The organism is Jejuia sp. G7-7 (genome assembly GCF_055808955.1).
In genome coordinates this window covers 346,886-371,781 of record NZ_JBVVSZ010000002.1, presented here as the reverse complement: position 1 = coordinate 371,781, position 24,896 = coordinate 346,886, and the positions used below count along the sequence as shown (strand labels likewise).

The following is a 24,896-nucleotide window of genomic DNA, read 5'->3' as shown; positions in this document are numbered from 1 at the left end:
ACAACTGTTTATAACTTCATTTTAAAAAAGTACAAATTCTACCTATTTTTATATGCTCGTTATTCTCGAATCAACGAATACACACATCAACAAATAAACTTACTGCATGTACTTAATCTTCGATACTGAAACCACCGGATTACCAAAACGTTGGGATGCGCCAATTACAGATACTGACAACTGGCCAAGGTGTATTCAAATCGCGTGGCAACTCCACGATGGTATGGGTAATTGTATCGAGAGTCAGGATTATTTAGTGCAACCTGAGGGGTTTAATATTCCATATGATGCTGAAAAAATTCACGGTATTTCTACTGAATTGGCAGAGGAACAAGGTGTGCCTTTAGCTGAGGTTTTAGAGAGGTTTAATGAAGCTTTAGGTAAAACCAAATTTGTTGTTGGGCAGAATGTAAAGTTTGATTTAAACATTATGGGTGCGGAGTTTGTGCGTGGTGATGTAGCAAACCCTTTGCAAGAGCTCCCTGTTTTAGATACTTGTACAGAGCATACAGCAAGTTTATGCCAAATTCCAGGAGGGCGTTATGGTAAATTTAAACTGCCTACGCTTACAGAATTACACGAGTTTTTATTTAACGTACCTTTTTCAGAAGCACATAATGCGACTGCCGATGTTGAGGCAACTACACGTTGTTTTTTCGAGTTGGTACGTTTGGGTGAATACACAAAAGAACAGTTAGATGTTCAGCCTGATTATTTTGAAAATTTCAAAAAAGAAAATCCTGATACAGTTCAAACCATTGGTTTAAAGCACATCAATCTTAAAAAAGAAAGTGCTAAAATCCGAGAACGCATTGAAAAGGCGAAATCAGGAATTTCTACTGAAGATATTCAACAAAATGTATCTGATTTAGCAGATGTCAATTTTGTGCATTTGCATAATCATTCTCAGTTTTCGGTATTGCAATCCACAATGAGTGTTTCGGATATTGTTGCAGCAGCAGTAGAACATAACATGTCAGCGGTTGCTTTAACCGATCATGCTAATATGATGGGAGCCTTTCACTTTGTAAATGCCGTAAATAAAGCGAATAAAAGCATTAAAGAAAAAATAGCAGTAGCTGAAGAAAGCGGAGAGGCTACAGATGCAAAATTGATTAAACCTATTGTAGGTTGTGAGTTTTTTGTGTGTGAAAACCATACAGATAAAACCAGAAAAGACAATGGTTACCAAATTGTGCTACTGGCTAAAAATAAAAAAGGCTATCATAATTTGGCGAAGTTATCATCGCATGCTTTTGTTGATGGCTTTTATTATTTACCAAGAATTGATAAAAAACTGATTCAGCAGTACAAAGAAGATTTAATTGTACTCACAGGCAACTTATATGGTGAAGTACCTAGTAAAGTATTAAATATAGGCGAAAATCAAGCTGAAGAAGCTTTATTATGGTGGAAAGAAGAATTTGGAGATGATTTGTATGTAGAGCTCATGCGGCATAATCAAGAGGATGAAAATCGTGTGAATCCAACTTTAATTAAGTTGGCAAAAAAACATGATATTAAGCTAGTAGCATCAAATAATACGTATTACAGAAAACAAGAAGACGCCAACGCACATGATATTTTATTATGTGTTAAAGATGGAGAAAAACAAGCTACACCAATCGGAAGAGGCCGTGGTTATCGTTACGGGTTGCCAAATCAAGAATATTATTTTAAGTCGCCAGACGCCATGAAAAAATTGTTTCAGGATGTTCCTGAAGCGATAAAAAATGTTCAAGAAGTTGTTGATAAAGTGGAAGCATTTCAGTTAGCTCGTGATGTGTTATTACCAGCTTTTGATATTCCTGATGAGTTTAAACATGAAGAAGATGAGCTTGATGGCGGTAAACGAGGCGAAAATGCCTATTTGAAACATTTGGTATATGAAGGCGCAAAGAAACGTTATGGTGAACCACTTTCTGAAGAAGTAACTGAACGTCTAGATTTTGAATTAAGTGTAATTGAAAACACCGGTTATCCGGGGTATTTCTTAATAGTTGAAGATTTTATTCGCGAAGCTAGAAATATGGACGTATCGGTAGGTCCTGGGCGTGGTTCTGCAGCGGGTTCTGTTGCTGCCTATTGCCTTTGGATTACCAATATTGACCCATTAAAGTACGATTTGCTTTTTGAGCGTTTCTTGAATCCAGATCGTATTAGTATGCCTGATATTGATATTGATTTTGATGATGAAGGTAGAAGTCGTGTGATGGACTATGTGATTGAAAAATACGGGTCCAATCAGGTAGCGCAAATTATCACCTATGGTACAATGGCTGCAAAATCGTCTATTCGTGATACAGCACGTGTATTGGATTTACCATTATTTGATGCGGATAGAATTGCGAAATTAATTCCAACGATGTCTAAACTCGGAAAGATTTTTGGTTTAGATGAAAAGGAACTCGGGAAGAAATTTAGGGCTGAAGATTTAGAAAAAGTAAACGAGCTTTTGAATATAGCAGATGGCTCTGATTTACAAGCTGAAACGGTAAACCTCGCTAGAAGTCTTGAAGGTTCAGTAAGAAATACGGGAATTCATGCTTGTGGTGTTATTATCACACCAGATGATATTACCAAATTCGTTCCGGTTTCGGTGGCAAAAGATTCAGATTTGTACGTTACCCAGTTTGATAACTCGGTTGTGGAAGATGCAGGATTACTGAAAATGGATTTCTTGGGTTTAAAAACGCTGACTTTAATTAAAGACACCGTTAAAATTGTAAAAGCAAAACATGGGATTCAATTAGATCCTGAGAGTTTTCCTTTAGATGATGAAGAAACGTATGCGTTATTTCAACGCGGCGAAACGGTAGGGGTGTTCCAATATGAATCTCCTGGGATGCAAAAACACCTTCGGGATTTAAAACCAACGGTTTTTGAAGATTTAATTGCGATGAACGCCTTGTATCGTCCAGGACCTATGGAATATATTCCGAGTTTCGTTCGTAGAAAACATGGCGATGAGGAAATCGAGTATGATTTACTCGCAATGGAAGAATACCTAAAGGAAACTTATGGTATTACGGTATATCAAGAGCAAGTGATGCTGCTCTCTCAGAGTTTAGCAGATTTTACCAAAGGTGAAGCCGATGTACTTCGTAAAGCAATGGGTAAAAAGCAAATTGCTGTACTTGATAAAATGAAGCCTAAGTTTATCGAGCAGGCCAGCGCTAACGGACATGATGCTAAAATTCTAGAAAAAGTTTGGAAAGATTGGGAAGCTTTTGCGAGTTACGCCTTCAACAAATCGCACTCCACATGTTATGCATGGATTGCTTACCAAACGGCTTATTTAAAAGCACATTATCCTGCAGAATATATGGCTGCGGTGCTTTCAAATAACATGAACGATATTAAGCAAGTGACATTCTTTATGGAAGAATGTAAACGCATGAAGTTGGACGTTTTAGGACCAGATGTAAATGAAAGTTACTATAAATTCTCTGTAAATAAAGATGGTGCGGTGCGTTTTGGTATGGGTGCCATAAAGGGTGTTGGTCATGGTGCGGTCATGACGATTGTTGAGAACCGAAAAGAAGATGGACATTACAGTTCCATTTTCGATTTTGCAAAACGTATTGATTTAAGAGCGGCCAATAAAAAAGCCTTTGAAAATTTAGCCTATGCAGGAGGTTTTGATGGCTTCGGCGATATACATCGTGCGCAATATTTTCATGATGATGGCGATGGTATTACCTTTTTAGAAAAGGCGATAAAGTTTGCTCAAAAGTATAAAGAGAATAAAAATTCTGCACAAATAGACATGTTTGGGGAGCAGAGTAGTGTGCAATTTTCTGAACCCGAAGTGCCACCATGTGAAGAATGGGGCACCATGAAAACTTTGAGTAAGGAGCGTGAAGTAGTGGGGGTTTATATTTCTGGTCATCCGTTGGATGATTTTAAAACCGAAATGAAGACCTTTTGTAATGCCACGGTTGGGATGTTTAATAATTTAGAGCCTTATGTGAATCGTGAATTGGTGTTTGGTGGTGTGGTTACTGATGTGCAACATCGTGTGAGTAAACAAGGAAAAGGTTGGGCATTGTTTACTATTGAAGATTACACCGATAGTTATGAGTTTAGAATTTTTGGTGAAGAGTATTTAAAATACAGGCACTTTTTACTGCAAAACAACTTTGTATTTGTAAAAAGCTTTGTGCGCGAGGGGTGGACCAATAAAGACACAGGTAAAAAGAGCGACCCAAGATTGCAGTTTAATAGTTTCCAATTGTTACATGATGTGATGGAGCAGTATGCTAAAAAATTGTCTATACAGGTTGATATAAAAGATTTAACGGAGCAAAAAATAATAGCTTTAAAAGAGTTGTTGCACATGCATCCTGGGAATCAAGCTTTGAATTTTTTAGTGTATGACACAAAAGAAAAAATGAAATTAATTATGCCTAGTCGTAGACAAAAGGTTAAAGTGTCTCAGGAGTTGTTAAATGAGTTGGAGGCGCAGGATGTGAGGTTTAAGTTGAATTAGGTTTACTTTCCCTCAAATTCGGGACAATCAATCCGTATTTCAGAATTCAATAATTCTTTTTCCAACAAATTACAAAAATGTTGATTGTTGTTTTTTTGATAAAACTTACAGGCATAACACGTACGTTGCACCGTTAAAACACCTATTTTATTCAACTTATAAATTAATGTGCTTAAGGTTTTGAAAGTTTGTTCTAAGTCATCATTATCAATTTCATTAAGTTGTTTTTTTAAAGGATGTGCAAAGTTTTCAGTTTCTAAAACTATTACTTTTCCTTGCTCTGATAGTTGAATCGCATAACTTCTACTATCTGAAGAAGAAGTTACTTTTTGAACCAAACCTTTTTTGACCAGCACACGAACCGCATCACTTATCGTGGGTTTGGTAACGTTAAATTCTTTGGCTAAATGGCTCACGTTGCAATACTCCAATTTATGGTATTGGATAAAAATGAGGATTTGAATTTGAATAGGACTTAACCCCAGCAACTTTGCTTTTTCCCAAAGTAAAACTTTGAAAGCTTCAGAAATACGCTCGAGTCCAACTACTATTTTACTTGAAATATCGGTTTCTTGATGATTTGGATTAAAAATACTATCGCTCATAACTAAAAAAGTCCCGCCAATTTTGACGGGACTAAGTTAGTAATCCTAACTATTAAAACCAAAATTAAGCTTTTACATCTGCCATGGAAGCACCAAAGTTGATGTGTAGTACATTACCTGTGGGTGTTACTAATGCCGGTACTGATTTTACTCCTGCGTTTTCGGCTTCGGAAATTCGTGATGAATCCTCGCCAAAGTGGACGATGTCTACATTGTCTTTTCCGATAAGTTCAACGATGTCATGTTCTGCACTAACACATACTGGACATCCTGCGTGATAAAAAACTGATTTACTCATGATTATGTTTTTTTTAGAGATTAAACGATGTGTAAATATAGTAAGGAATCCTAACTAAATAAAATATTTTGAACATTATTTTAAAATTTAGAGAGAATACCAAACTATTTAAATTGGTTTACCATCCAAATAATCCCCTAAGCTACCCAATGTATCATCCCAGAATTGCTCGTAGAACTTAATCCATTTATTAAGGTCTTGAAGTTCTTTGGGGTTGGCATTACAAAAACGTTCTCTACCTTGAGAATTAATGTAAACTAATCCCGCTTCTTCTAAAGTTTTAATGTGTTTGGTGACACCTTGACGCGTCATTTCAAACTGATTTGAGATTTGAGTGATTGATAATGCCGAGGTTGCAATAACCAAGGCGTGAAATATATCACGCCTTGTTGGGTCTGCAATGGCTTTAAAAAGTCTGGTGATTTTATCCTGCATTAACTGATTCTTTTAAATAGTTAGTTAAACCATTAATACAATTGTCCCATCCACCATTAAAGCTTTCGAACATTTCAATAGCAGTTTCGCCTGCGTAGTTTGAAATACCGGTGTGTTCTAGAGTTAGTTTTGTGCCTTCAGCGGTGGATTCTAGTTCCCATTTTACGGTGGTTTCGGTTTCGGTTCCACCAACAATCCATGTGTAAACTAAAACATAAGGATTTGCTTCTAAAATTTCTCCACCAATGGTGGTGCAGCCTTTTTCGTTTGGCGGGGAAGTGAATAGGTATTTATATCCTTTTACGGCTTTGAAATCGGCTGGGATAAACCATGTAGATATTTCTTCGGCTTTTGAAATGGCATTCCAAACTTGGTCTATAGCGTTGTTAAAGGTCACTTCTTTTTTGATTGAATCTTTCATAAGTGTATTCGTTTTTTTGATTAATATGCGACTTTGAGGTTGCTAAATTAAAGTAAATAAATTTAATATGCAACTTTTTAGTTGCGTATTAAATTTCAATTGGTGTTCTGCACCCACGCAAGGGATAGTAGAGGAAAGCTCAAAGCCTGACGAAGTAAGTGCGAGGACTTTAAACGGATAGCCTGACCCTTGTGGTTGCGCCCAAATTATAGAAATAAACCTAACTGATGCCGTTATAGGGAAAACAAATTGACGGTTTGTAAGCTTTGGAATATTTTTTGACTAAATTTGTGTAATTAAAATGAATTAAGAACTTATTAAATAAATATATTATGGCATTAGAGATAACAGATGCGACGTTTGAAGAAACGGTATTAAAGAGTGAAAAACCTGTTTTGGTTGATTTTTGGGCAGCTTGGTGTGGGCCATGTAGAATGGTTGGGCCAATTATTGAACAAATTAGCGATGAATATGACGGGAAAGCTGTTGTAGGAAAGGTTGATGTTGATGCGAACCAAGAGTTTGCTGCTAAATATGGTGTGCGTAATATACCTACTGTTTTGGTGTTTCAGAACGGAGAGGTTGTTGGTAGACAAGTTGGAGTTGCTCCTAAAAATGCATATACTGAGGCGATTGACTCGCTTTTATAGATTTATAAGAAAAGAAAATTGAAAAGGTTTGCCATTATGGTAAACCTTTTTTTATTTTAGACTAAAATTTAAAACATATTATGAGTAAACCAATAAAAGTGCAGGATGCTATTGATAGCAAATTAATTGAAGAACGCAAAGTGTTTTTGTGGGGTCAGGTGGATGATAAGTCGGCTAAACATGTGATTGATAGATTATTGTATTTAGATGCTCTAGAAACTAAGGATATCCAATTGTATATTAATAGTCCTGGAGGTTATGTAACATCTGGATTTGCCATGTACGATTGTATAAAATCTTTAAAAAGTGATGTATCTACTATTTGTACTGGTTTAGCGGCTTCTATGGGGTCTATTTTATTATCGGTTGGTACAAAAGGAAAGCGTTTTATTCAACCTCATGCGCGTGTGATGATTCACCAACCTAGTGGTGGCGCTCGCGGACAAGCTAGTGATATTGAAATTACAGCTCAAGAGATTTTAAAAACCAAAGAGTTAAGTGCTAAAATTTTAGCAGATAACTGTGGACAGGATTATGAAAAAGTAATGAAAGATTTTAATCGTGACCATTGGATGGGTGCTGAAGAGTCTGTGGCTTACGGTATTGTTGATAAAGTGATATAATTGAATCTACAAAACGAACTTAATAAAGCAGAAGGATTTAAAAACCTTGGATTACTTGCAAAACAGGTAGTTGAAGGTTTTATTGCTGGTATGCATAAAAGTCCGTTTCATGGATTTTCAGCAGAATTTGCGGAACATAAAATCTATAATCGGGGTGAAAGTACCCGACATATAGATTGGAAATTGTTTGCAAAAACAGATAAGCTATACACAAAGCGTTATGACGACGAGACAAATTTACGTTGTCATATTATACTGGATAATAGTAGTTCTATGCATTATCCTAAGCTAGATACATTTTCAATTGATAGTTTAAATAAGGTTGGGTTTTCGGTATTGGCAGCGGCTTCTTTAATGCAAATTTTAAAGAAGCAACGTGATGCTGTAGGGTTGAGTATTTATAGTGATAATTATGATTATTATGCACCTGAAAAGGGAAGTGAACGCCATCATCAAATGTTGTTGAGTCATTTGAGTGATGCTGTAGGTTCTATACCTCAAAACAAAAAAACAGAAACGTATAAATATTTACATGAAATAGCTGAAAAGATTCATAGGCGTTCTATGATTTTTTTATTTACAGATATGTTTCAAACTTCTGAAGACGATGTGAAATTGTTTGAAGCATTACAACATTTAAAATACAATAAACATGAAGTGATTTTATTTCATGTGTTTGATAAGCAAAAAGAACTTCAGTTCGATTTCGATAATAAACCCAAACGTTTCATAGACGTTGAAACTGGTGAGTATATTAATTTATATGCAGATACTATAAAAGAGAACTACAGTAAAACGGTTGATGCATATTTTGAAAGCCTACGCCTAAAATGTGCGCAGTATAAAATAAAATATGTTGAAGCTGATATTAATAAAGATTTTAATGCCATCTTAACAACTTATATGGTGGAACGACAGAAGTTTGGTTAAGGTACAATTAAGTTGAAAATTAAACAATTATTAAAGCCTTCCTTTTTAGAGAAAATATAATGGAAATATTATTTAAAAAACTTCAAAAAAGGTTTGACATATAAAAAAAGGCGTGTATATTTGCAACCGCAATAACGCAACGGTCTGGTAGTTCAGTTGGTTAGAATGTCGCCCTGTCACGGCGAAGGTCGCGGGTTCGAGTCCCGTCCAGACCGCAAATATTGCAAAAAAGCTCTGAGAAATTAGAGCTTTTTTAGTATTAAGATGTTGTGTTGTTCACGCCCTTAGGCGTGATGTAGTTTACCAATTTTATTGGTAACCAATGGAAAGCTTTCCTTTTTTCTGAATAAGAAGATTGGGATGCTTTTTTGTTTTGAAGAGGTTTAATCGACATAATCATACCATTTTAAACGTTTCTCCGTTAAACGTTTATATTAGTCATTTCAGCGAAAACTAGTATTGATGAAATGTTAAAACAAAATAATCTCTTACATTTAAACTGCTATTATCAACATAATCAGAACAATACTTATATTTTAAACTGTTTTTATCTGTTTAGAAACTTAAAAATTATTCTCCTCCCTAAAGTAAATTTAATAGTGTTTTTAGTTGATTAATGGTCTTCAACCCAAATTTACACTAACCATGTAACCTGTAAGTGTTTGGTTTAATTGCTAAAACCAATCATTATGCACAATTTTACGTTCTACAAAAACCAGTCTTGTCACTTTTTTCGCAATACATTATTCTCAAAGTTTAAAGTTAAAAGGCAGTTGTTGCTGTTTTTGACTTTTTTGTTTTTAGGAATTCCTAATTCTTTTGCACAATGCCCTGCTAGTTACCGAGTGTATTAATCATATGGGTGATTTGGCATTCACATTTGAGTTTGATGCTGGTAATACAGCAGCCGATCAAAATGTGGCTTGTGATTTCGTGACTCGGAACGGTGGTAATCTCATAGGTGGAAATGAGGAAAATTGTTCAGGAGGATCTATTACTATAAATGGTGTGGTTTTTAGCTTTACTGGAGATGATGGAGGAAGTAATGGGAATAATTCACCAATAACGCTTACATATTCTTCAGGAATACCTCATGATCCAGGGGATTGTCCAACAGATTATGATATTTCTGAAGCCATTGGTTGTGGACAAACTTCTGATAATGGATGCTTAAGTATTATTTTTCAAGATGAAGAAACTGGTCAAAATTGTACTTCTAGTAATAGTTATTTCTCAATGACCTTAAATGACATAGGCGGATGCGGACCTTACACATTACAACAAAGCGGAAATTCAGCTTTAGTTTTTGGAACAAGTAGTTATACAACTGGAACATATGCTACTGCAACTATAAAGGCTGGTATTTATATTTTAATATTTACTGATTCAAATGGTAATGAATCTACATTTATTTATAATCATGTAACAGAGAATGGAACATGTGTTACGCCATCTAATTTATATATAACTAAAACCATAACCTCTGGAGATCCATTTTCTAGTATTGGGGATATTGTAAATTATCAATATGAAGTTACATCAGATGTAGATATTACAAACCCTACCGTTACTGATGATGTTATTGGTTCAGGAACTTATGTGTCTGGTGACGATGGTGATAATATCCTAGAAACTTCAGAGACATGGATATTCACAGGGTCTTACTCGATTCTTCAGGCGGATATAACAAGAGGATTCATAACAAATCAAGCGTTTGCTAAAGGGCAGGATGGTATTGGTCAGGATGTTTTTTCTGACGTTGTTGATGCTACAGCGACTTTAGTTGTGTGTACAGTTCCAAATTTAACTACAGATAATGGCTCAGTTTGTGCAGATAATCAGGGTAATATTGATTTATCAACATTAGTCACAACGAATGGAGTTGTTGTAACTTATCATTCTACTCAAAATGATGCAGATAATGATACAAACCCTATTGCTAATACAACCATAAGTTCAGATGATGCGGGCGATTATTTTGTAAGAAGTGAAGCTGCTGAAGGGTGTTTTGTAACTGGTATGATTACTATTTCGGTTAATCCAACAGTAATCCCAACGTTCAGTTTTGAGACGACTTATTGTGAAGACGCTACGGCAGATGTTTTACCAGGCACTTCAGATAATGGTATTACAGGTACATGGGCAGCATCGAGTATAGACACGAGCATCACGGGAGATACGGACTATGTATTCACACCAGATACAGCGAGTCAATGTGGTGCACCCTTAACAGTAACAGTAACGGTTAATCCAACAGTAATCCCAACGTTCAGTTTTGAGACGACCTATTGTGAAGATGCCACGGCAGATGTTTTACCAGGCACTTCAGATAATGGTATTACAGGTACATGGGCAGCATCGAGTATAGACACGAGCATCACGGGAGATACGGACTATGTATTCACACCAGATACAGCGAGTCAATGTGGTGCACCCTTAACAGTAACAGTAACGGTTAATCCAACAGTAATCCCAACGTTCAGTTTTGAGACGACCTATTGTGAAGATGCCACGGCAGATGTTTTACCAGGCACTTCAGATAATGGTATTACAGGTACATGGGCAGCATCGAGTATAGACACGAGCATCACGGGAGATACGGACTATGTATTCACACCAGATACAGCGAGTCAATGTGGTGCACCCTTAACAGTAACAGTAACGGTTAATCCAACAGTAATCCCAACGTTCAGTTTTGAGACGACCTATTGTGAAGATGCCACGGCAGATGTTTTACCAGGCACTTCAGATAATGGTATTACAGGTACATGGGCAGCATCGAGTATAGACACGAGCATCACGGGAGATACGGACTATGTATTCACACCAGATACAGCGAGTCAATGTGGTGCACCCTTAACAGTAACAGTAACGGTTAATCCAACAGTAATCCCAACGTTCAGTTTTGAGACGACCTATTGTGAAGATGCCACGGCAGATGTTTTACCAGGCACTTCAGATAATGGTATTACAGGTACATGGGCAGCATCGAGTATAGACACGAGCATCACGGGAGATACGGACTATGTATTCACACCAGATACAGCGAGTCAATGTGGTGCACCCTTAACAGTAACAGTAACGGTAGGAGATACAATCATCCCAACGTTCAGTTTTGAGACGACCTATTGTGAAGACGCTACGGCAGATGTTTTACCAGGCACTTCAGATAATGGTATTACAGGTACATGGGCAGCATCGAGTATAGACACGAGCATCACGGGAGATACGGACTATGTATTCACACCAGATACAGCGAGTCAATGTGGTACACCCTTAACAGTAACAGTAACGGTTAATCCAACAGTAATCCCAACGTTCAGTTTTGAGACGACCTATTGTGAAGATGCCACGGCAGATGTTTTACCAGGCACTTCAGATAATGGTATTACAGGTACATGGGCAGCATCGAGTATAGACACGAGCATCACGGGAGATACGGACTATGTATTCACACCAGATACAGCGAGTCAATGTGGTGCACCCTTAACAGTAACAGTAACGGTTAATCCAACAGTAATCCCAACGTTCAGTTTTGAGACGACCTATTGTGAAGATGCCACGGCAGATGTTTTACCAGGCACTTCAGATAATGGTATTACAGGTACATGGGCAGCATCGAGTATAGACACGAGCATCACGGGAGATACGGACTATGTATTCACACCAGATACAGCGAGTCAATGTGGTGCACCCTTAACAGTAACAGTAACGGTTAATCCAACAGTAATCCCAACGTTCAGTTTTGAGACGACCTATTGTGAAGATGCCACGGCAGATGTTTTACCAGGCACTTCAGATAATGGTATTACAGGTACATGGGCAGCATCGAGTATAGACACGAGCATCACGGGAGATACGGACTATGTATTCACACCAGATACAGCGAGTCAATGTGGTGCACCCTTAACAGTAACAGTAACGGTAGGAGATACAATCATCCCAACGTTCAGTTTTGAGACGACCTATTGTGAAGACGCTACGGCAGATGTTTTACCAGGCACTTCAGATAATGGTATTACAGGTACATGGGCAGCATCGAGTATAGACACGAGCATCACGGGAGATACGGACTATGTATTCACACCAGATACAGCGAGTCAATGTGGTGCACCCTTAACAGTAACAGTAACGGTTAATCCAACAGTAATCCCAACGTTCAGTTTTGAGACGACCTATTGTGAAGATGCCACGGCAGATGTTTTACCAGGCACTTCAGATAATGGTATTACAGGTACATGGGCAGCATCGAGTATAGACACGAGCATCACGGGAGATACGGACTATGTATTCACACCAGATACAGCGAGTCAATGTGGTGCACCCTTAACAGTAACAGTAACGGTTAATCCAACAGTAATCCCAACGTTCAGTTTTGAGACGACCTATTGTGAAGATGCCACGGCAGATGTTTTACCAGGCACTTCAGATAATGGTATTACAGGTACATGGGCAGCATCGAGTATAGACACGAGCATCACGGGAGATACGGACTATGTATTCACACCAGATACAGCGAGTCAATGTGGTGCACCCTTAACAGTAACAGTAACGGTAGGAGATACAATCATCCCAACGTTCAGTTTTGAGACGACCTATTGTGAAGACGCTACGGCAGATGTTTTACCAGGCACTTCAGATAATGGTATTACAGGTACATGGGCAGCATCGAGTATAGACACGAGCATCACGGGAGATACGGACTATGTATTCACACCAGATACAGCGAGTCAATGTGGTACACCCTTAACAGTAACAGTAACGGTTAATCCAACAGTAATCCCAACGTTCAGTTTTGAGACGACCTATTGTGAAGATGCCACGGCAGATGTTTTACCAGGCACTTCAGATAATGGTATTACAGGTACATGGGCAGCATCGAGTATAGACACGAGCATCACGGGAGATACGGACTATGTATTCACACCAGATACAGCGAGTCAATGTGGTACACCCTTAACAGTAACAGTAACGGTTAATCCAACAGTAATCCCAACGTTCAGTTTTGAGACGACCTATTGTGAAGATGCCACGGCAGATGTTTTACCAGGCACTTCAGATAATGGTATTACAGGTACATGGGCAGCATCGAGTATAGACACGAGCATCACGGGAGATACGGACTATGTATTCACACCAGATACAGCGAGTCAATGTGGTGCACCCTTAACAGTAACAGTAACGGTTAATCCAACAGTAATCCCAACGTTCAGTTTTGAGACGACCTATTGTGAAGATGCCACGGCAGATGTTTTACCAGGCACTTCAGATAATGGTATTACAGGTACATGGGCAGCATCGAGTATAGACACGAGCATCACGGGAGATACGGACTATGTATTCACACCAGATACAGCGAGTCAATGTGGTGCACCCTTAACAGTAACAGTAACGGTAGGAGATACAATCATCCCAACGTTCAGTTTTGAGACGACCTATTGTGAAGACGCTACGGCAGATGTTTTACCAGGCACTTCAGATAATGGTATTACAGGTACATGGGCAGCATCGAGTATAGACACGAGCATCACGGGAGATACGGACTATGTATTCACACCAGATACAGCGAGTCAATGTGGTACACCCTTAACAGTAACAGTAACGGTTAATCCAACAGTAATCCCAACGTTCAGTTTTGAGACGACCTATTGTGAAGATGCCACGGCAGATGTTTTACCAGGCACTTCAGATAATGGTATTACAGGTACATGGGCAGCATCGAGTATAGACACGAGCATCACGGGAGATACGGACTATGTATTCACACCAGATACAGCGAGTCAATGTGGTGCACCCTTAACAGTAACAGTAACGGTTAATCCAACAGTAATCCCAACGTTCAGTTTTGAGACGACCTATTGTGAAGATGCCACGGCAGATGTTTTACCAGGCACTTCAGATAATGGTATTACAGGTACATGGGCAGCATCGAGTATAGACACGAGCATCACGGGAGATACGGACTATGTATTCACACCAGATACAGCGAGTCAATGTGGTGCACCCTTAACAGTAACAGTAACGGTTAATCCAACAGTAATCCCAACGTTCAGTTTTGAGACGACCTATTGTGAAGATGCCACGGCAGATGTTTTACCAGGCACTTCAGATAATGGTATTACAGGTACATGGGCAGCATCGAGTATAGACACGAGCATCACGGGAGATACGGACTATGTATTCACACCAGATACAGCGAGTCAATGTGGTGCACCCTTAACAGTAACAGTAACGGTTAATCCAACAGTAATCCCAACGTTCAGTTTTGAGACGACCTATTGTGAAGACGCTACGGCAGATGTTTTACCAGGCACTTCAGATAATGGTATTACAGGTACATGGGCAGCATCGAGTATAGACACGAGCATCACGGGAGATACGGACTATGTATTCACACCAGATACAGCGAGTCAATGTGGTACACCCTTAACAGTAACAGTAACGGTTAATCCAACAGTAATCCCAACGTTCAGTTTTGAGACGACCTATTGTGAAGATGCTACGGCAGATGTTTTACCAGGCACTTCAGATAATGGTATTACAGGTACATGGGCAGCATCGAGTATAGACACGAGCATCACGGGAGATACGGACTATGTATTCACACCAGATACAGCGAGTCAATGTGGTGCACCCTTAACAGTAACAGTAACGGTTAATCCAACAGTAATCCCAACGTTCAGTTTTGAGACGACCTATTGTGAAGATGCCACGGCAGATGTTTTACCAGGCACTTCAGATAATGGTATTACAGGTACATGGGCAGCATCGAGCATAGACACGAGCATCACGGGAGATACGGACTATGTATTCACACCAGATACAGCGAGTCAATGTGGTGCACCCTTGACAGTAACAGTAACGGTTAATATATTAATGGTAGACATATCTGGAACAAACATAAGCTGCAACGACGAATTTACTTCATCTGAAGACGGTACAGCAACAGTAAACGTAACAACTGGTAAAGCACCATATACATATAATTGGAGCAACGGTGATACAACACAATCTATTGCAGGATTATCTGTAGGGACTTATAATGTTACAGTAACTGATGCAAATGGCTGTACTGCTACTGGAAGCTATGAAGTACATGCTCCACCAATATTATTAGTAACAGCTACTGGAATTGATGTATCATGTGTTAATGGAGGTGATGATGGATCAATTGATGTGCATATGAGTGGTGGATCTTCACCATATACATTTGCTTGGACAGGTCCAGATGGCTATACAGCTAGTACAGAAGATATTGATAATCTAAAAGCTGGAGATTATAATTTTACAGTAATGTATGGTAGCAACTGTTCGTACACTACAACTTTTACCATAGAAATAGATGAGCCATTATACGCTGGTGGGGATAATGGTACAGAAGTTTGCGAAGGGACAGTTGTTGATCTAAACACTTTAACATCGGTTTCTGGAGGAATGTTCTCTACTTCTGGTAGCGGATTGAACGGTTCAGACTTTGATACTACAGGACTAGCGGCAGGCGATTATGAAATAATCTATACGGTTTCAAATGGTGGCAATTGTCCAGATGATACAGCAACCATTACTGTTAAAGTTATTGAGGATATTATTGATAGAACATGTAATGTAATTGGCGCAGATTTTTGTCATTCAGATGGCATACCATATTATAACTTCTATTGGTTTGAACAACAAAACTTTGATAGCAATTCAGGGTTTTTCTTAAGTGATGTTAGTCAAACAATGACTTTTACCGAATATAATGATGGTACTGCTTTATTAACAGGTACAACCCGAAGAGGAAATTGTGATGTTGAATTATATGTGGTTTTAAAAGATAAAAAAGATTGGAATGCTTGGAGTGCTTCGGGTGGGACACTCAAAGAAGAAGGTTGTTCGGGGATAACAGCAAATCCTTTATCATATTATCTAATAGACGGAGATAAAAGTTTTGCCGTTGCAACGGGAGGAGACTGTTATGATGCAGGCACCTTTAAGATAACACATAGACCAGACCCTACTCCTTCACCAACTTATGGGGTACAAGTTGGTCCAGGAGCAGCACTTTTTGATAGTAATGTTGGTGCAGATGGTGTTTCCGGATGGGGTTGGATGGGACCAGATGGAGATGAACGTAAATGGAAGATAGATTTTAACTTTAGATTAGACTGTCAAGATGAAACGGAGTGTATTATTACAAATCCAAATACACTTGAATGTGAAATAAATAATGTTGTTGATGTTACATGTCATGGAACTGATGATGGATCTGCAACTGTAAATGCTTCTGGAGGAGCAGCACCATATTCTTATATGTGGAGTAATGGAGAAACCAATGCAACAGCTATTGCATTAGTGTCTGGGGAGAATACAGTTGTAATTACGGATGCTAATGGAGCTAAATCATATTGTAGTGTGACTATTTCAGAACCTGATATTTCTATAGATTTAGACTTGAAAGCATTTCTGGAGGTGCATATGACCCCAACTCAGGATTAATGACCGATTATTTAAGAGTTAGTGGTTTATTATCTATAAACAGTCCTTATCTTGATCAAATCAATACTACACTTGATGTGCTTGGTGTTGCAGGGGAGAATGCAATTGTTGATTGGGTATGGATAGAGTTACGTGCAAGTAATAAGATAGACGTTGTTGGTGCGGTTTCTGCATTAATTCAGAGAGATGGAGATATTGTTAGTGCAATAGATGGAATTTCGCCAATTAGTTTTGACGTTCCAGATGATCAATATCATATAATGATAGCGCATCGTAATCACTTAGGAATATTAACTTCTCTAGCGCAAAATTTAAGCTATTGTTTAACGGTTAGTTTAGACTTTACTTATGACCTAGGTTTTATTAACGGAGGTATTAATGGTGCTTGGAAATTTACAAATGGTGCTGTTGCTTTATACTCTGGAGATTGCGATGGAAATGGTCAAATACAAAATTCTGATAAAGTAGATACTCAGGCCTTACTAGGAACAGGTGGCTTATCGGATGCAGATTTGGATATGAATGGACAGGTTCAAAATTCTGATATTCAAAATCAGTTGAATCCTAATTTAGGAAGAGGTTTCCAATCGGGGACTACTTCTAAATCAGTAAATTTACAATTATATGCTAAGCGTAAGAAAAAATAAATTTAAGAATCTCTAAATAAACTAAAATGAAAAAATATAATATATCAATAATGAAGACTTTTATTTTAAGTATCATATTATTTACGGGATTAGTAGGTTTTTCCCAAGAAGATATACTATTTACTTTTGCAAATAGTGAAATTACGAACAATGGTGTTGATAGTTTTTATGAAGTAGACATCATGATTCAAACAGATAATACTGCTATAGGATCATTTAAGTTAGGTTCAGGGCAACTCTATTTTAATTATAATACGGCTGCATTTAATAGTAATATATCTGGAAGTAGTGCTGTTACAGTTACTAGTCCAGATGGTTATATTTGTGATCAAAAAGTTGATTTTTTTGTGCCTGGGTCGCCTCCTACTTATTTTACACTTTATAAGCCTTTTGTTATTGCAGATAATTCTAGTTCAAGGCTGTCAGTAGCTTTTGATCACCAATATAGTTCATCTACTATTGCGAATGATAATGTGTTGCCAAGTTCTAAGCCGTTATTTCATTTGAAGATTAAATTCGATGATGTGAATGAAAATCCTATGTTAACATTTGAAAGTGGGGCAAGCTTCGATGATCAATTTTTTACAGCATGTGGATCTGCTGGAGGAGGCGTTTTGGATAGTGCCGATTGCACAGGGTTTCCAGGAATTCAACTAGTCAATGATTCATTTGATAATGGAGGAGCTACGTTATCAAACGATCAAATAGTTAGTGAAGTAGATTTTAATGTTTATCCAAATCCAACAAAAGGATTACTAAATATAGATATCAATAAGGCAAGTAGTTATGCTTTAATTGATATGCTTGGTAGAGTTGTTAGATCTGGAACTTTTATAGCAGGTAAAAATGAAATGTATCTTAGAGATTATGATTCTGGTGTATATTTTATAAAAATAGAAAAGGATAGAAAAACATACTCAAAAAGAATTATTCTTGATTAATCAAAAATAGTTTTCATTTCATAAAGTAAAGCGCTCTCCATATGAAGAGCGCTTTACTTTTACTTATTCTTCAATGTAATCTCCACTACACCATTTGACCCTTGTATACCCCAATGATCTGCTTGGTTCCCAGTTAAAACTTTAACCGTAGCTATTTGAATAGGTTCGATTCCAGAAATATCGTCTACAACAATATTATCAACAACTAATAAAGCATAAGGACTTGCCATAATAGAGTTAATCCCTTTAGCATTAAGTATTACTTGTCTGCCCGAAACTCCAAAAGTATTAGTTTGGTTTGCATCATTATTTTCAACTGAAGTTACTTTAGCATTAGGGTAAACAAGTTGTATAACATCAAAAACAGTAGGAAGTTCGTCGTAATTATTGTTTTCTTGAATTAAATTAGCAACACAATAATCTAAATCCTGTTGAGTCATATGATTATTTGCAATAATATCTTTGTAAGCATTCTGGTTTTCAATAATGATTAAATTCACTTTAACCGTTTCTTGATTTTTTATTTTGATACTTTTTAGGTTGAATCCCCAGGCATCAAATGTTAATGCGTCCGACTTTTTACGGCATTCAATACTAAAATTCCCTAGTGAGTCCGTAGTTGTTTTTATCTTAGTTTTTTTGAGGTAATAGAAACATTATTCACGGGATATGCTTTAAAAGCAACCACGCGACCTTTTACAGTATGAGTTTTTTGAGCGTAGATATTATTACTAAATAGATATAATAAAAAAGTAAATGTTAGAGCTATATGTTTCATGGGTAATAAGTAATACTGGTTTCCAACCACTAAGATACTCGTAAAAAAAGTGTTTTAAGAAATTAAGTCTTTTAAAATATTGTTTTTAACAGAATTTTAAAAAGAAATCCCTAAAATTTAGGATATTTATCAAAAAAACTTTTAAAACAGGTTGTCTCTATAACCACAAAATAACCTGTCTATTTTAGTCCAAACAATCTTGGTAAATACATCGATATTTCAGGGATAAAACTTATAAACATAAGTACCGTTACCATAATCGCTAAAAATGGTAGTAAGGGTTTTATAACCTGTGTGACCGAAACTTTTGCAACACCACTACCCACAAAGAGCAGCGTGCCTACGGGAGGTGTACAAATACCAATACATAAATTTAGTACGATAACAATTCCAAAATGTACAGGATCCATTCCTAAGGTGGTTACTACAGGAAGAAAAATTGGAGTAAATATTAATACAGCAGGTGTCATATCCATAAATGTTCCAATGACTAGTAAAATAAGATTAATAGCTAAAAAGATGGCGAACTTGTTATTTAAACTTTCTAGTAAAAATGTACTAATCATTTCTGGAATACCTTCAAAAGAAAATAACCATGACATAGCCATAGATGTACAAATTAAAAACATAACAACAGCTGTTGTTTTTGCACTAGTTAATAATACTTCAGGAAAATCTTTTATTTTCATATCACCATAAATCAAAGACAGTACTGCTGCATATAAAACTGCAATTACAGAGGCTTCGGTAGCTGTAAATATGCCTGCTACAATACCACCAACTACAATAACCAATAATAGTAAACTAAAAAAGGCTTTTCTGAAAAAGGTCCAAACTTCAAATAAAGTAGCACGTTTTCCTCTCGCATAACCTTTGCTAATAGCAATAAAGGCCACGTAGCCCATAATTGCAAAACCTAATAAAATACCAGGTAAATATCCCGCAATAAAGAGTGCTGCTACAGATGCTGTTCCTCCACTAGCTAAAGCATATACAATTAAAATATTACTTGGTGGAATTAATAAACCTGTTGTTGATGCGGTAATATTAACAGAAGCACTTAATGTACGTGGATAACCTTCGTCTTCCATTCTGTCGGTCATAATTGAGCCTATAGCTGATGCAGCTGCAAGAGCAGAACCCGATATGGCACCAAATAGCATGGATGCTAATACGTTAACGTAAGCTAATCCTCCGGGAAGACTAGCTACTAAAGATTTTGCAAAATTAATAAGCCTATTGGCGATACCTCCACGTTTCATAATATCTCCTGCTAAAACAAAAAATGGTATTGCTAATAAAGCAAAACTATCAATACCAGTTGTCATGCGTTGAGCAATGGTTGTTAATCCTGGTAGTTTATCGATATTTAGCAATAAACTTAATGTTGTAGCGATACCTATACTGTAAGCTACTGGTACCTTTAATAATAAAAGGCTAAAGAAACTTACAAACAAAACGATAATACTTATAACTTCTATACTCATAATTAATTATTTATTTTGTTTTTGTAAATATTTGAAATGTGATATATCGAAAAGCACATAATTAGAAATCCACTAAAAGGCATAATGGCATAAACATACCCTAAAGGGATACGAAGCGTACCAGAAAGTTGTTCTAAGTGTAAGGTTGTGTAAACTAAATTAAGACCTCCAATTACCATAACTATTAAGGCAAAAAGGAACACAAGTATTTCAATAAGAATAGATGCTTTTCTTTTATTAGAGCTAGATAGTTTTTGGTATATAAAATCCATCGATAGATGTTCTCTTTTTGCATTAAGATATGCTGCGCCTAAGATAGTCATCCAAATAAGAGAGAATCGTGCAAACTCTTCAGTCCAAGTAAAGGATGTTCCTAAAAGATATCTTGAAAATACTTGAAATAACACATCTAGAACTAAAAGAGCGAAAATTGAAATTAAGAAGACCTCAAGAATTTTAGTTACTTTATTAAAGATTACTACAGATTTACTCATAATTACTGTTTTTTAATTTGTTGGATAATAGGAGTCATTTCGGGGTGTTCTTTCATAAACTCTTCAAGTACAGATTTTGATTTTTCTGCGAACAAAGATTTTTCTGGAATAATAATTTCTACACCCGCTTTTTTTGCAATAGCCATAGACTCTTCAACAGATTCATTCCAAAATACTTTTTGTGCTTGTGAAGATTCGTCTGCAGCTTCTTGTACCCAAACCTTTTCATGTTCAGATAAATTTTCCCAATATTTAGTACCTATTAAAAGCACATCAGGAACAGATGAGTGTTGATCTAAAGTATAATATTTACTAATTTCATAATGATTTGACGATACAAACGATGGCGGATTATTTTCGGCACCATCTACAACACCTTGCTGAATAGCAGTATATAATTCGCCATACGCCAATGGCGTAGCAGAACCTCCCATAGAATTAACCATATTAATTGCCATTTGGTTGTTCATCACTCTAATTTTGAGTCCTTGTAAATCATCTGGCGTTCTAATAGCTTTATCGCTGGTGTAAAAACTTCTACTGCCTGCATCATAATAACAGAGACCGCGTAACCAAAACTTAGAGCCTTTTTCTAATATAGATTTCCCTACTGGACCCTCTAAAACATCAAACTGATGTTGTTTGTCTCTAAACAAATACGGTATGCCTAAAACATGATATTCTGGAACAAAATTAGAGAGTGTTGCTGCACTAACTTTAGTGGCTGCAACACTACCAATTTGTAATAATTCTAGGACTTCACGTTCTGAACCTAACTGGGCATCTGGAAAAATTTTAACCTTTAAAGTGCCTTTAGATTTCAACTCTAAAGCTTTCTTAAATTCTAATATACCTTTATGTACGGGGTGTGTTTGAGGTAAAGTATGTCCTAAATATAATACTTTTGTACCATCGTCTTTTTTACAGGATGTGAATGTCAATCCTATCATTAAAATCACTATCAGTAATAGTCTATACTTCATGATACACTTTTTATTTAATTAAATTTAAAATAGTTTACGGCATTATAATAACAAATATCTTGAATCATTTTTCCAAGAAATTTAATATCGTTAGGAATAAGTCCTTTGTTTAAATCTTCAGCAATTAGATTACATAATATACGTCTAAAATATTCATGTCTTGGAAAAGATAAAAAACTCCTGCTATCGGTTAGCATACCTACAAATCTGCTTAAAAGACCTAGGTTTGAAAGTGTATTCATTTGCTTCTCCATACCATCTTTTTGGTCTAAAAACCACCAAGCAGAACCCCATTGCATCTTTCCTGGCACATCACTATTGTTAAAATTACCCATCATGGTTGCAAATACTTCGTTTTGTGACGGGTTTAAATTATAGCTTATTGTTTTTGCTAATTGATTGGTTTCATCTAGTTGACTAAATAACTTAGACATAGCTTCTGCCATAGAATAATCGCCAATAGAATCGCAGCCAGCATCAGCACCAAATTGTTTTTGTAAACGCTTATTATTATTTCTTAGCGGTCCTAAATGGTATTGTTGCACCCAGTTTTTCTCGTGGTATTTTTTTCCTAAATGAATGTAAATACTAGATTTGTACTTGTTTATTTCTGAAGGAGAAAGCGTTTCGTTATTCAATTTTTTATTGAAAATAGAAGTAACTTCTTCCTCGGTATAATCTACAATAGTAAATGCACCACTAACACCATAATCAGATAGTCTACAACCTTGTTCATGGAAGAAATCGATTCGCGTATCTATTGCTTTTATAAATTCTGAATAAGAAGAAATAGTAAAACTTACTGAAGTCCCTAATTTTTTTAAATAAGAATGAAAACTATCTTGATCTATAAAAAACAGATTATCTGAACGAAATGTAGGGAATACTTTGGTGTAAAAATTCTGTTTAGCAATCTGCTGATGGTATTCTAAACTATCGGAAGGGTCATCTGTAGTACAAACCACTTCCACTTTCATCTGTTCCAACAATTGAGCAGGTGTTTTAGTTTCTAAAATAGCATTCGTTTTTTTATAAATTTCTGAAGCGGTATTAGGTTGCAGAATAGCATCTATATTAAAATACCGTTTTAACTCTAGTTGCGTCCAATGAAATAAAGGGTTTCTTAAAGTGTAAGGTACGGTTTCAGCCCATTTTTCAAACTTATCTTCTAATGAAGCACTACCAGTTATGAATTTTTCTTCAATACCATTGGCGCGCATGCCTCGCCATTTGTAATGGTCTTCTTTTAACCATGCCTTGGTAATATTTCCAACAGGTTTGTTTTTAGCAATGAGTTTAGGCGATAAATGATTGTGATAATCTATGATAGGTAAATCTTTGGCATATTCATGATAAAGCGTTTTTGCTGCTTCAGATTCTAACAAAAAATCATCGGTAATAAAGCCTTTTGATGTTATTGAACTCATACAATCCCACTTTTTGAAATCCCAAATTCTAAGCCACGTAATTCTGCTAAACCACGCAAACGACCAATTCCAGAATATCCTGGATTTGTTTTTTGTTTAAATCGTCTAGCATTTGGTGTCCGTGATCTGGACGCATTGGGATAGCAGCGTCTTTTCTACCTTCGTTATGTCTTCGCTTTTGCTCAATAAGCACTTCTTTAACAATGCTGAACATGTCAACATTACCTTCTAAATGATTGGCTTCGTAAAAGTTACCAGCATCATCGCGTTGCGTACTTCTTAAATGTAAAAAGTGAACACGATCTGCAAACCGTTTGAATATTTGTACCAAATTATTATCTGCTCTTACGCCTAAAGATCCTGTGCAAAATGTAATTCCATTAGAAATATTAGGTGCTTTTTCAAATAAATATGCATAATCTTCTTCGCTGCTCACAACTCGTGGCAACCCTAAAATAGGAAATGGTGGATCGTCTGGATGAATACACATCAGCACATCATTTTGAGATGCCGTTGGAATAATTTCTTTTAAGAAAGCAACTAAGTTTTCTTTTAGTTTTTTTGCATCAATATCTTTATAAGTATCTAAAATAGTTTGAAACTGTTCTAGAGTATAGCCTTCTTCAGCACCAGGTAAACCAGCAATAATATTATTTATAAGCTTTGTTTTTTGTACTTCAGAAAGTGTTTCAAAATAGGCTTTCGCTTTAGTTTTTTGCTCATCTGAAAAAGAGTTTTCTGCTCCTGGTCTTTTCAATAAAAACAATTCAAAGGCGGCAAAAGCGGTTACGTCATAGCGTAATGCTTTAGAACCGTCTTCAACTGTATGGTCTAAAGATGTTCGTGTCCAGTCTAAAACAGGCATAAAATTGTAACATACAATGTGAATGCCACAACTGGCTAAATTTTCAATACTGGTTTTGTAGTTTTCTATATATGCTTGAAAATTACCAGAACGTGTTTTTATAGATTCGTGTACTGGGATACTTTCAACAACAGACCAAATAAGACCACTAGCTTCTATAGTCTCTTTACGTTTATTAATTTCTTCTATAGTCCAAATTTCTCCATTCGGAATATGGTGTAAAGCCGAAACGACACCAGTTGCTCCTGCTTGTCTTATGTCTGTTAATGATACAGGATCGTTTGGTCCATACCATCTCCATGTTTGTTGCATTTTCATTTGTAAATTTTTTAATAACTATTA

At 36.6% G+C, this 24,896-nt stretch carries 16 protein-coding genes, 1 tRNA gene and 1 pseudogene; 8 read left to right on the top strand and 10 right to left on the bottom strand.

What is annotated here, in order from left to right; genetic code table 11:
* The first annotated feature begins 106 nt into the window (after positions 1 to 106).
* The gene (dnaE, locus tag AC0L5U_RS11810) at positions 107 to 4,492 is read left to right on the top strand and encodes a DNA polymerase III subunit alpha (protein ID WP_473416604.1); all 4,386 of its coding nucleotides are present in this window, start codon (positions 107 to 109) and stop codon (positions 4,490 to 4,492) included.
* A gap of 2 nt (positions 4,493 to 4,494) precedes the next feature.
* Here the strand turns inward: dnaE and AC0L5U_RS11805 are convergent, their stop codons facing one another.
* From AC0L5U_RS11805 to AC0L5U_RS11790, 4 genes are all read right to left on the bottom strand, one after another.
* The gene (locus tag AC0L5U_RS11805; protein WP_473416603.1) at positions 4,495 to 5,097 is read right to left on the bottom strand and encodes a MarR family winged helix-turn-helix transcriptional regulator; all 603 of its coding nucleotides are present in this window, start codon (positions 5,095 to 5,097) and stop codon (positions 4,495 to 4,497) included.
* 64 nt (positions 5,098 to 5,161) lie between these two features.
* Positions 5,162 to 5,395, bottom strand: a complete 234-nt coding sequence (locus AC0L5U_RS11800) for a thioredoxin family protein (protein ID WP_473416602.1) — start codon at positions 5,393 to 5,395, stop codon at positions 5,162 to 5,164.
* A 108-nt stretch (positions 5,396 to 5,503) separates the two neighbouring features.
* Positions 5,504 to 5,830 carry an ArsR/SmtB family transcription factor gene (locus AC0L5U_RS11795; protein ID WP_473416601.1) on the bottom strand — a complete coding sequence of 109 codons (327 nt, stop codon included), beginning with the start codon at positions 5,828 to 5,830 and terminating at the stop codon, positions 5,504 to 5,506.
* Entirely contained in the window at positions 5,820 to 6,251 is a 432-nt protein-coding gene (locus AC0L5U_RS11790) for an SRPBCC family protein (protein ID WP_473416600.1), read from the bottom strand. The genes AC0L5U_RS11795 and AC0L5U_RS11790 overlap by 11 nt, the downstream gene beginning before the upstream one ends.
* Before the next feature lie 329 nt (positions 6,252 to 6,580).
* Between AC0L5U_RS11790 and trxA the strand changes: the two genes are divergently transcribed.
* The 7 genes from trxA to AC0L5U_RS11755 all read left to right on the top strand — a co-directional run bounded on the left by trxA (position 6,581) and on the right by AC0L5U_RS11755 (position 18,520).
* The gene (trxA, locus tag AC0L5U_RS11785) at positions 6,581 to 6,901 is read left to right on the top strand and encodes a thioredoxin (RefSeq protein ID WP_473418281.1); all 321 of its coding nucleotides are present in this window, start codon (positions 6,581 to 6,583) and stop codon (positions 6,899 to 6,901) included.
* A gap of 80 nt (positions 6,902 to 6,981) precedes the next feature.
* Positions 6,982 to 7,524: a ClpP family protease gene (locus tag AC0L5U_RS11780; RefSeq protein ID WP_473416599.1), complete on the top strand. Its 543-nt coding sequence runs from the start codon at positions 6,982 to 6,984 to the stop codon at positions 7,522 to 7,524.
* Positions 7,525 to 8,454 (top strand): DUF58 domain-containing protein, encoded by a 930-nt coding sequence (locus tag AC0L5U_RS11775; RefSeq protein ID WP_473416598.1) that lies wholly within the window; start codon positions 7,525 to 7,527, stop codon positions 8,452 to 8,454.
* A gap of 141 nt (positions 8,455 to 8,595) precedes the next feature.
* Positions 8,596 to 8,669: transfer RNA gene (locus tag AC0L5U_RS11770), tRNA-Asp, on the top strand.
* A 652-nt stretch (positions 8,670 to 9,321) separates the two neighbouring features.
* On the top strand, positions 9,322 to 16,932 hold the full coding sequence (locus tag AC0L5U_RS11765) for a DUF7507 domain-containing protein (protein WP_473416597.1): 7,611 nt from the start codon (positions 9,322 to 9,324) through the stop codon (positions 16,930 to 16,932).
* Positions 16,932 to 17,579 carry a hypothetical protein gene (locus AC0L5U_RS11760; RefSeq protein WP_473416596.1) on the top strand — a complete coding sequence of 216 codons (648 nt, stop codon included), beginning with the start codon at positions 16,932 to 16,934 and terminating at the stop codon, positions 17,577 to 17,579. Before AC0L5U_RS11765 ends, AC0L5U_RS11760 begins: the two co-directional genes overlap by 1 nt.
* A 26-nt stretch (positions 17,580 to 17,605) precedes the next feature.
* The gene (locus AC0L5U_RS11755; protein WP_473416595.1) at positions 17,606 to 18,520 is read left to right on the top strand and encodes a T9SS type A sorting domain-containing protein; all 915 of its coding nucleotides are present in this window, start codon (positions 17,606 to 17,608) and stop codon (positions 18,518 to 18,520) included.
* Between the two features lie 59 nt (positions 18,521 to 18,579).
* Here AC0L5U_RS11755 and AC0L5U_RS11750 read toward each other — a convergent pair whose 3' ends face one another.
* The 6 genes and pseudogenes from AC0L5U_RS11750 to uxuA form a co-directional block, all read right to left on the bottom strand.
* Positions 18,580 to 19,020: a hypothetical protein gene (locus AC0L5U_RS11750; RefSeq protein WP_473416594.1), complete on the bottom strand. Its 441-nt coding sequence runs from the start codon at positions 19,018 to 19,020 to the stop codon at positions 18,580 to 18,582.
* A 457-nt stretch (positions 19,021 to 19,477) separates the two neighbouring features.
* A complete protein-coding gene (locus AC0L5U_RS11745; RefSeq protein ID WP_473416592.1) occupies positions 19,478 to 20,785 on the bottom strand; it encodes a TRAP transporter large permease in 1,308 nt (435 codons plus the stop codon).
* 2 nt (positions 20,786 to 20,787) lie between these two features.
* Positions 20,788 to 21,279 (bottom strand): TRAP transporter small permease, encoded by a 492-nt coding sequence (locus AC0L5U_RS11740; RefSeq protein WP_473416591.1) that lies wholly within the window; start codon positions 21,277 to 21,279, stop codon positions 20,788 to 20,790.
* A gap of 2 nt (positions 21,280 to 21,281) precedes the next feature.
* Complete coding sequence (locus tag AC0L5U_RS11735; RefSeq protein ID WP_473416590.1) at positions 21,282 to 22,262, bottom strand: TRAP transporter substrate-binding protein; 981 nt, start codon at positions 22,260 to 22,262, stop codon at positions 21,282 to 21,284.
* Positions 22,263 to 22,276: 14 nt separating this feature from the next.
* On the bottom strand, positions 22,277 to 23,689 hold the full coding sequence (uxaC, locus tag AC0L5U_RS11730) for a glucuronate isomerase (protein ID WP_473416589.1): 1,413 nt from the start codon (positions 23,687 to 23,689) through the stop codon (positions 22,277 to 22,279).
* Positions 23,686 to 24,866 (bottom strand): annotated as a pseudogene (uxuA, locus tag AC0L5U_RS11725) (mannonate dehydratase). The gene uxaC and the pseudogene uxuA overlap by 4 nt, the downstream one beginning before the upstream one ends.
* Positions 24,867 to 24,896 lie beyond the last annotated feature (30 nt).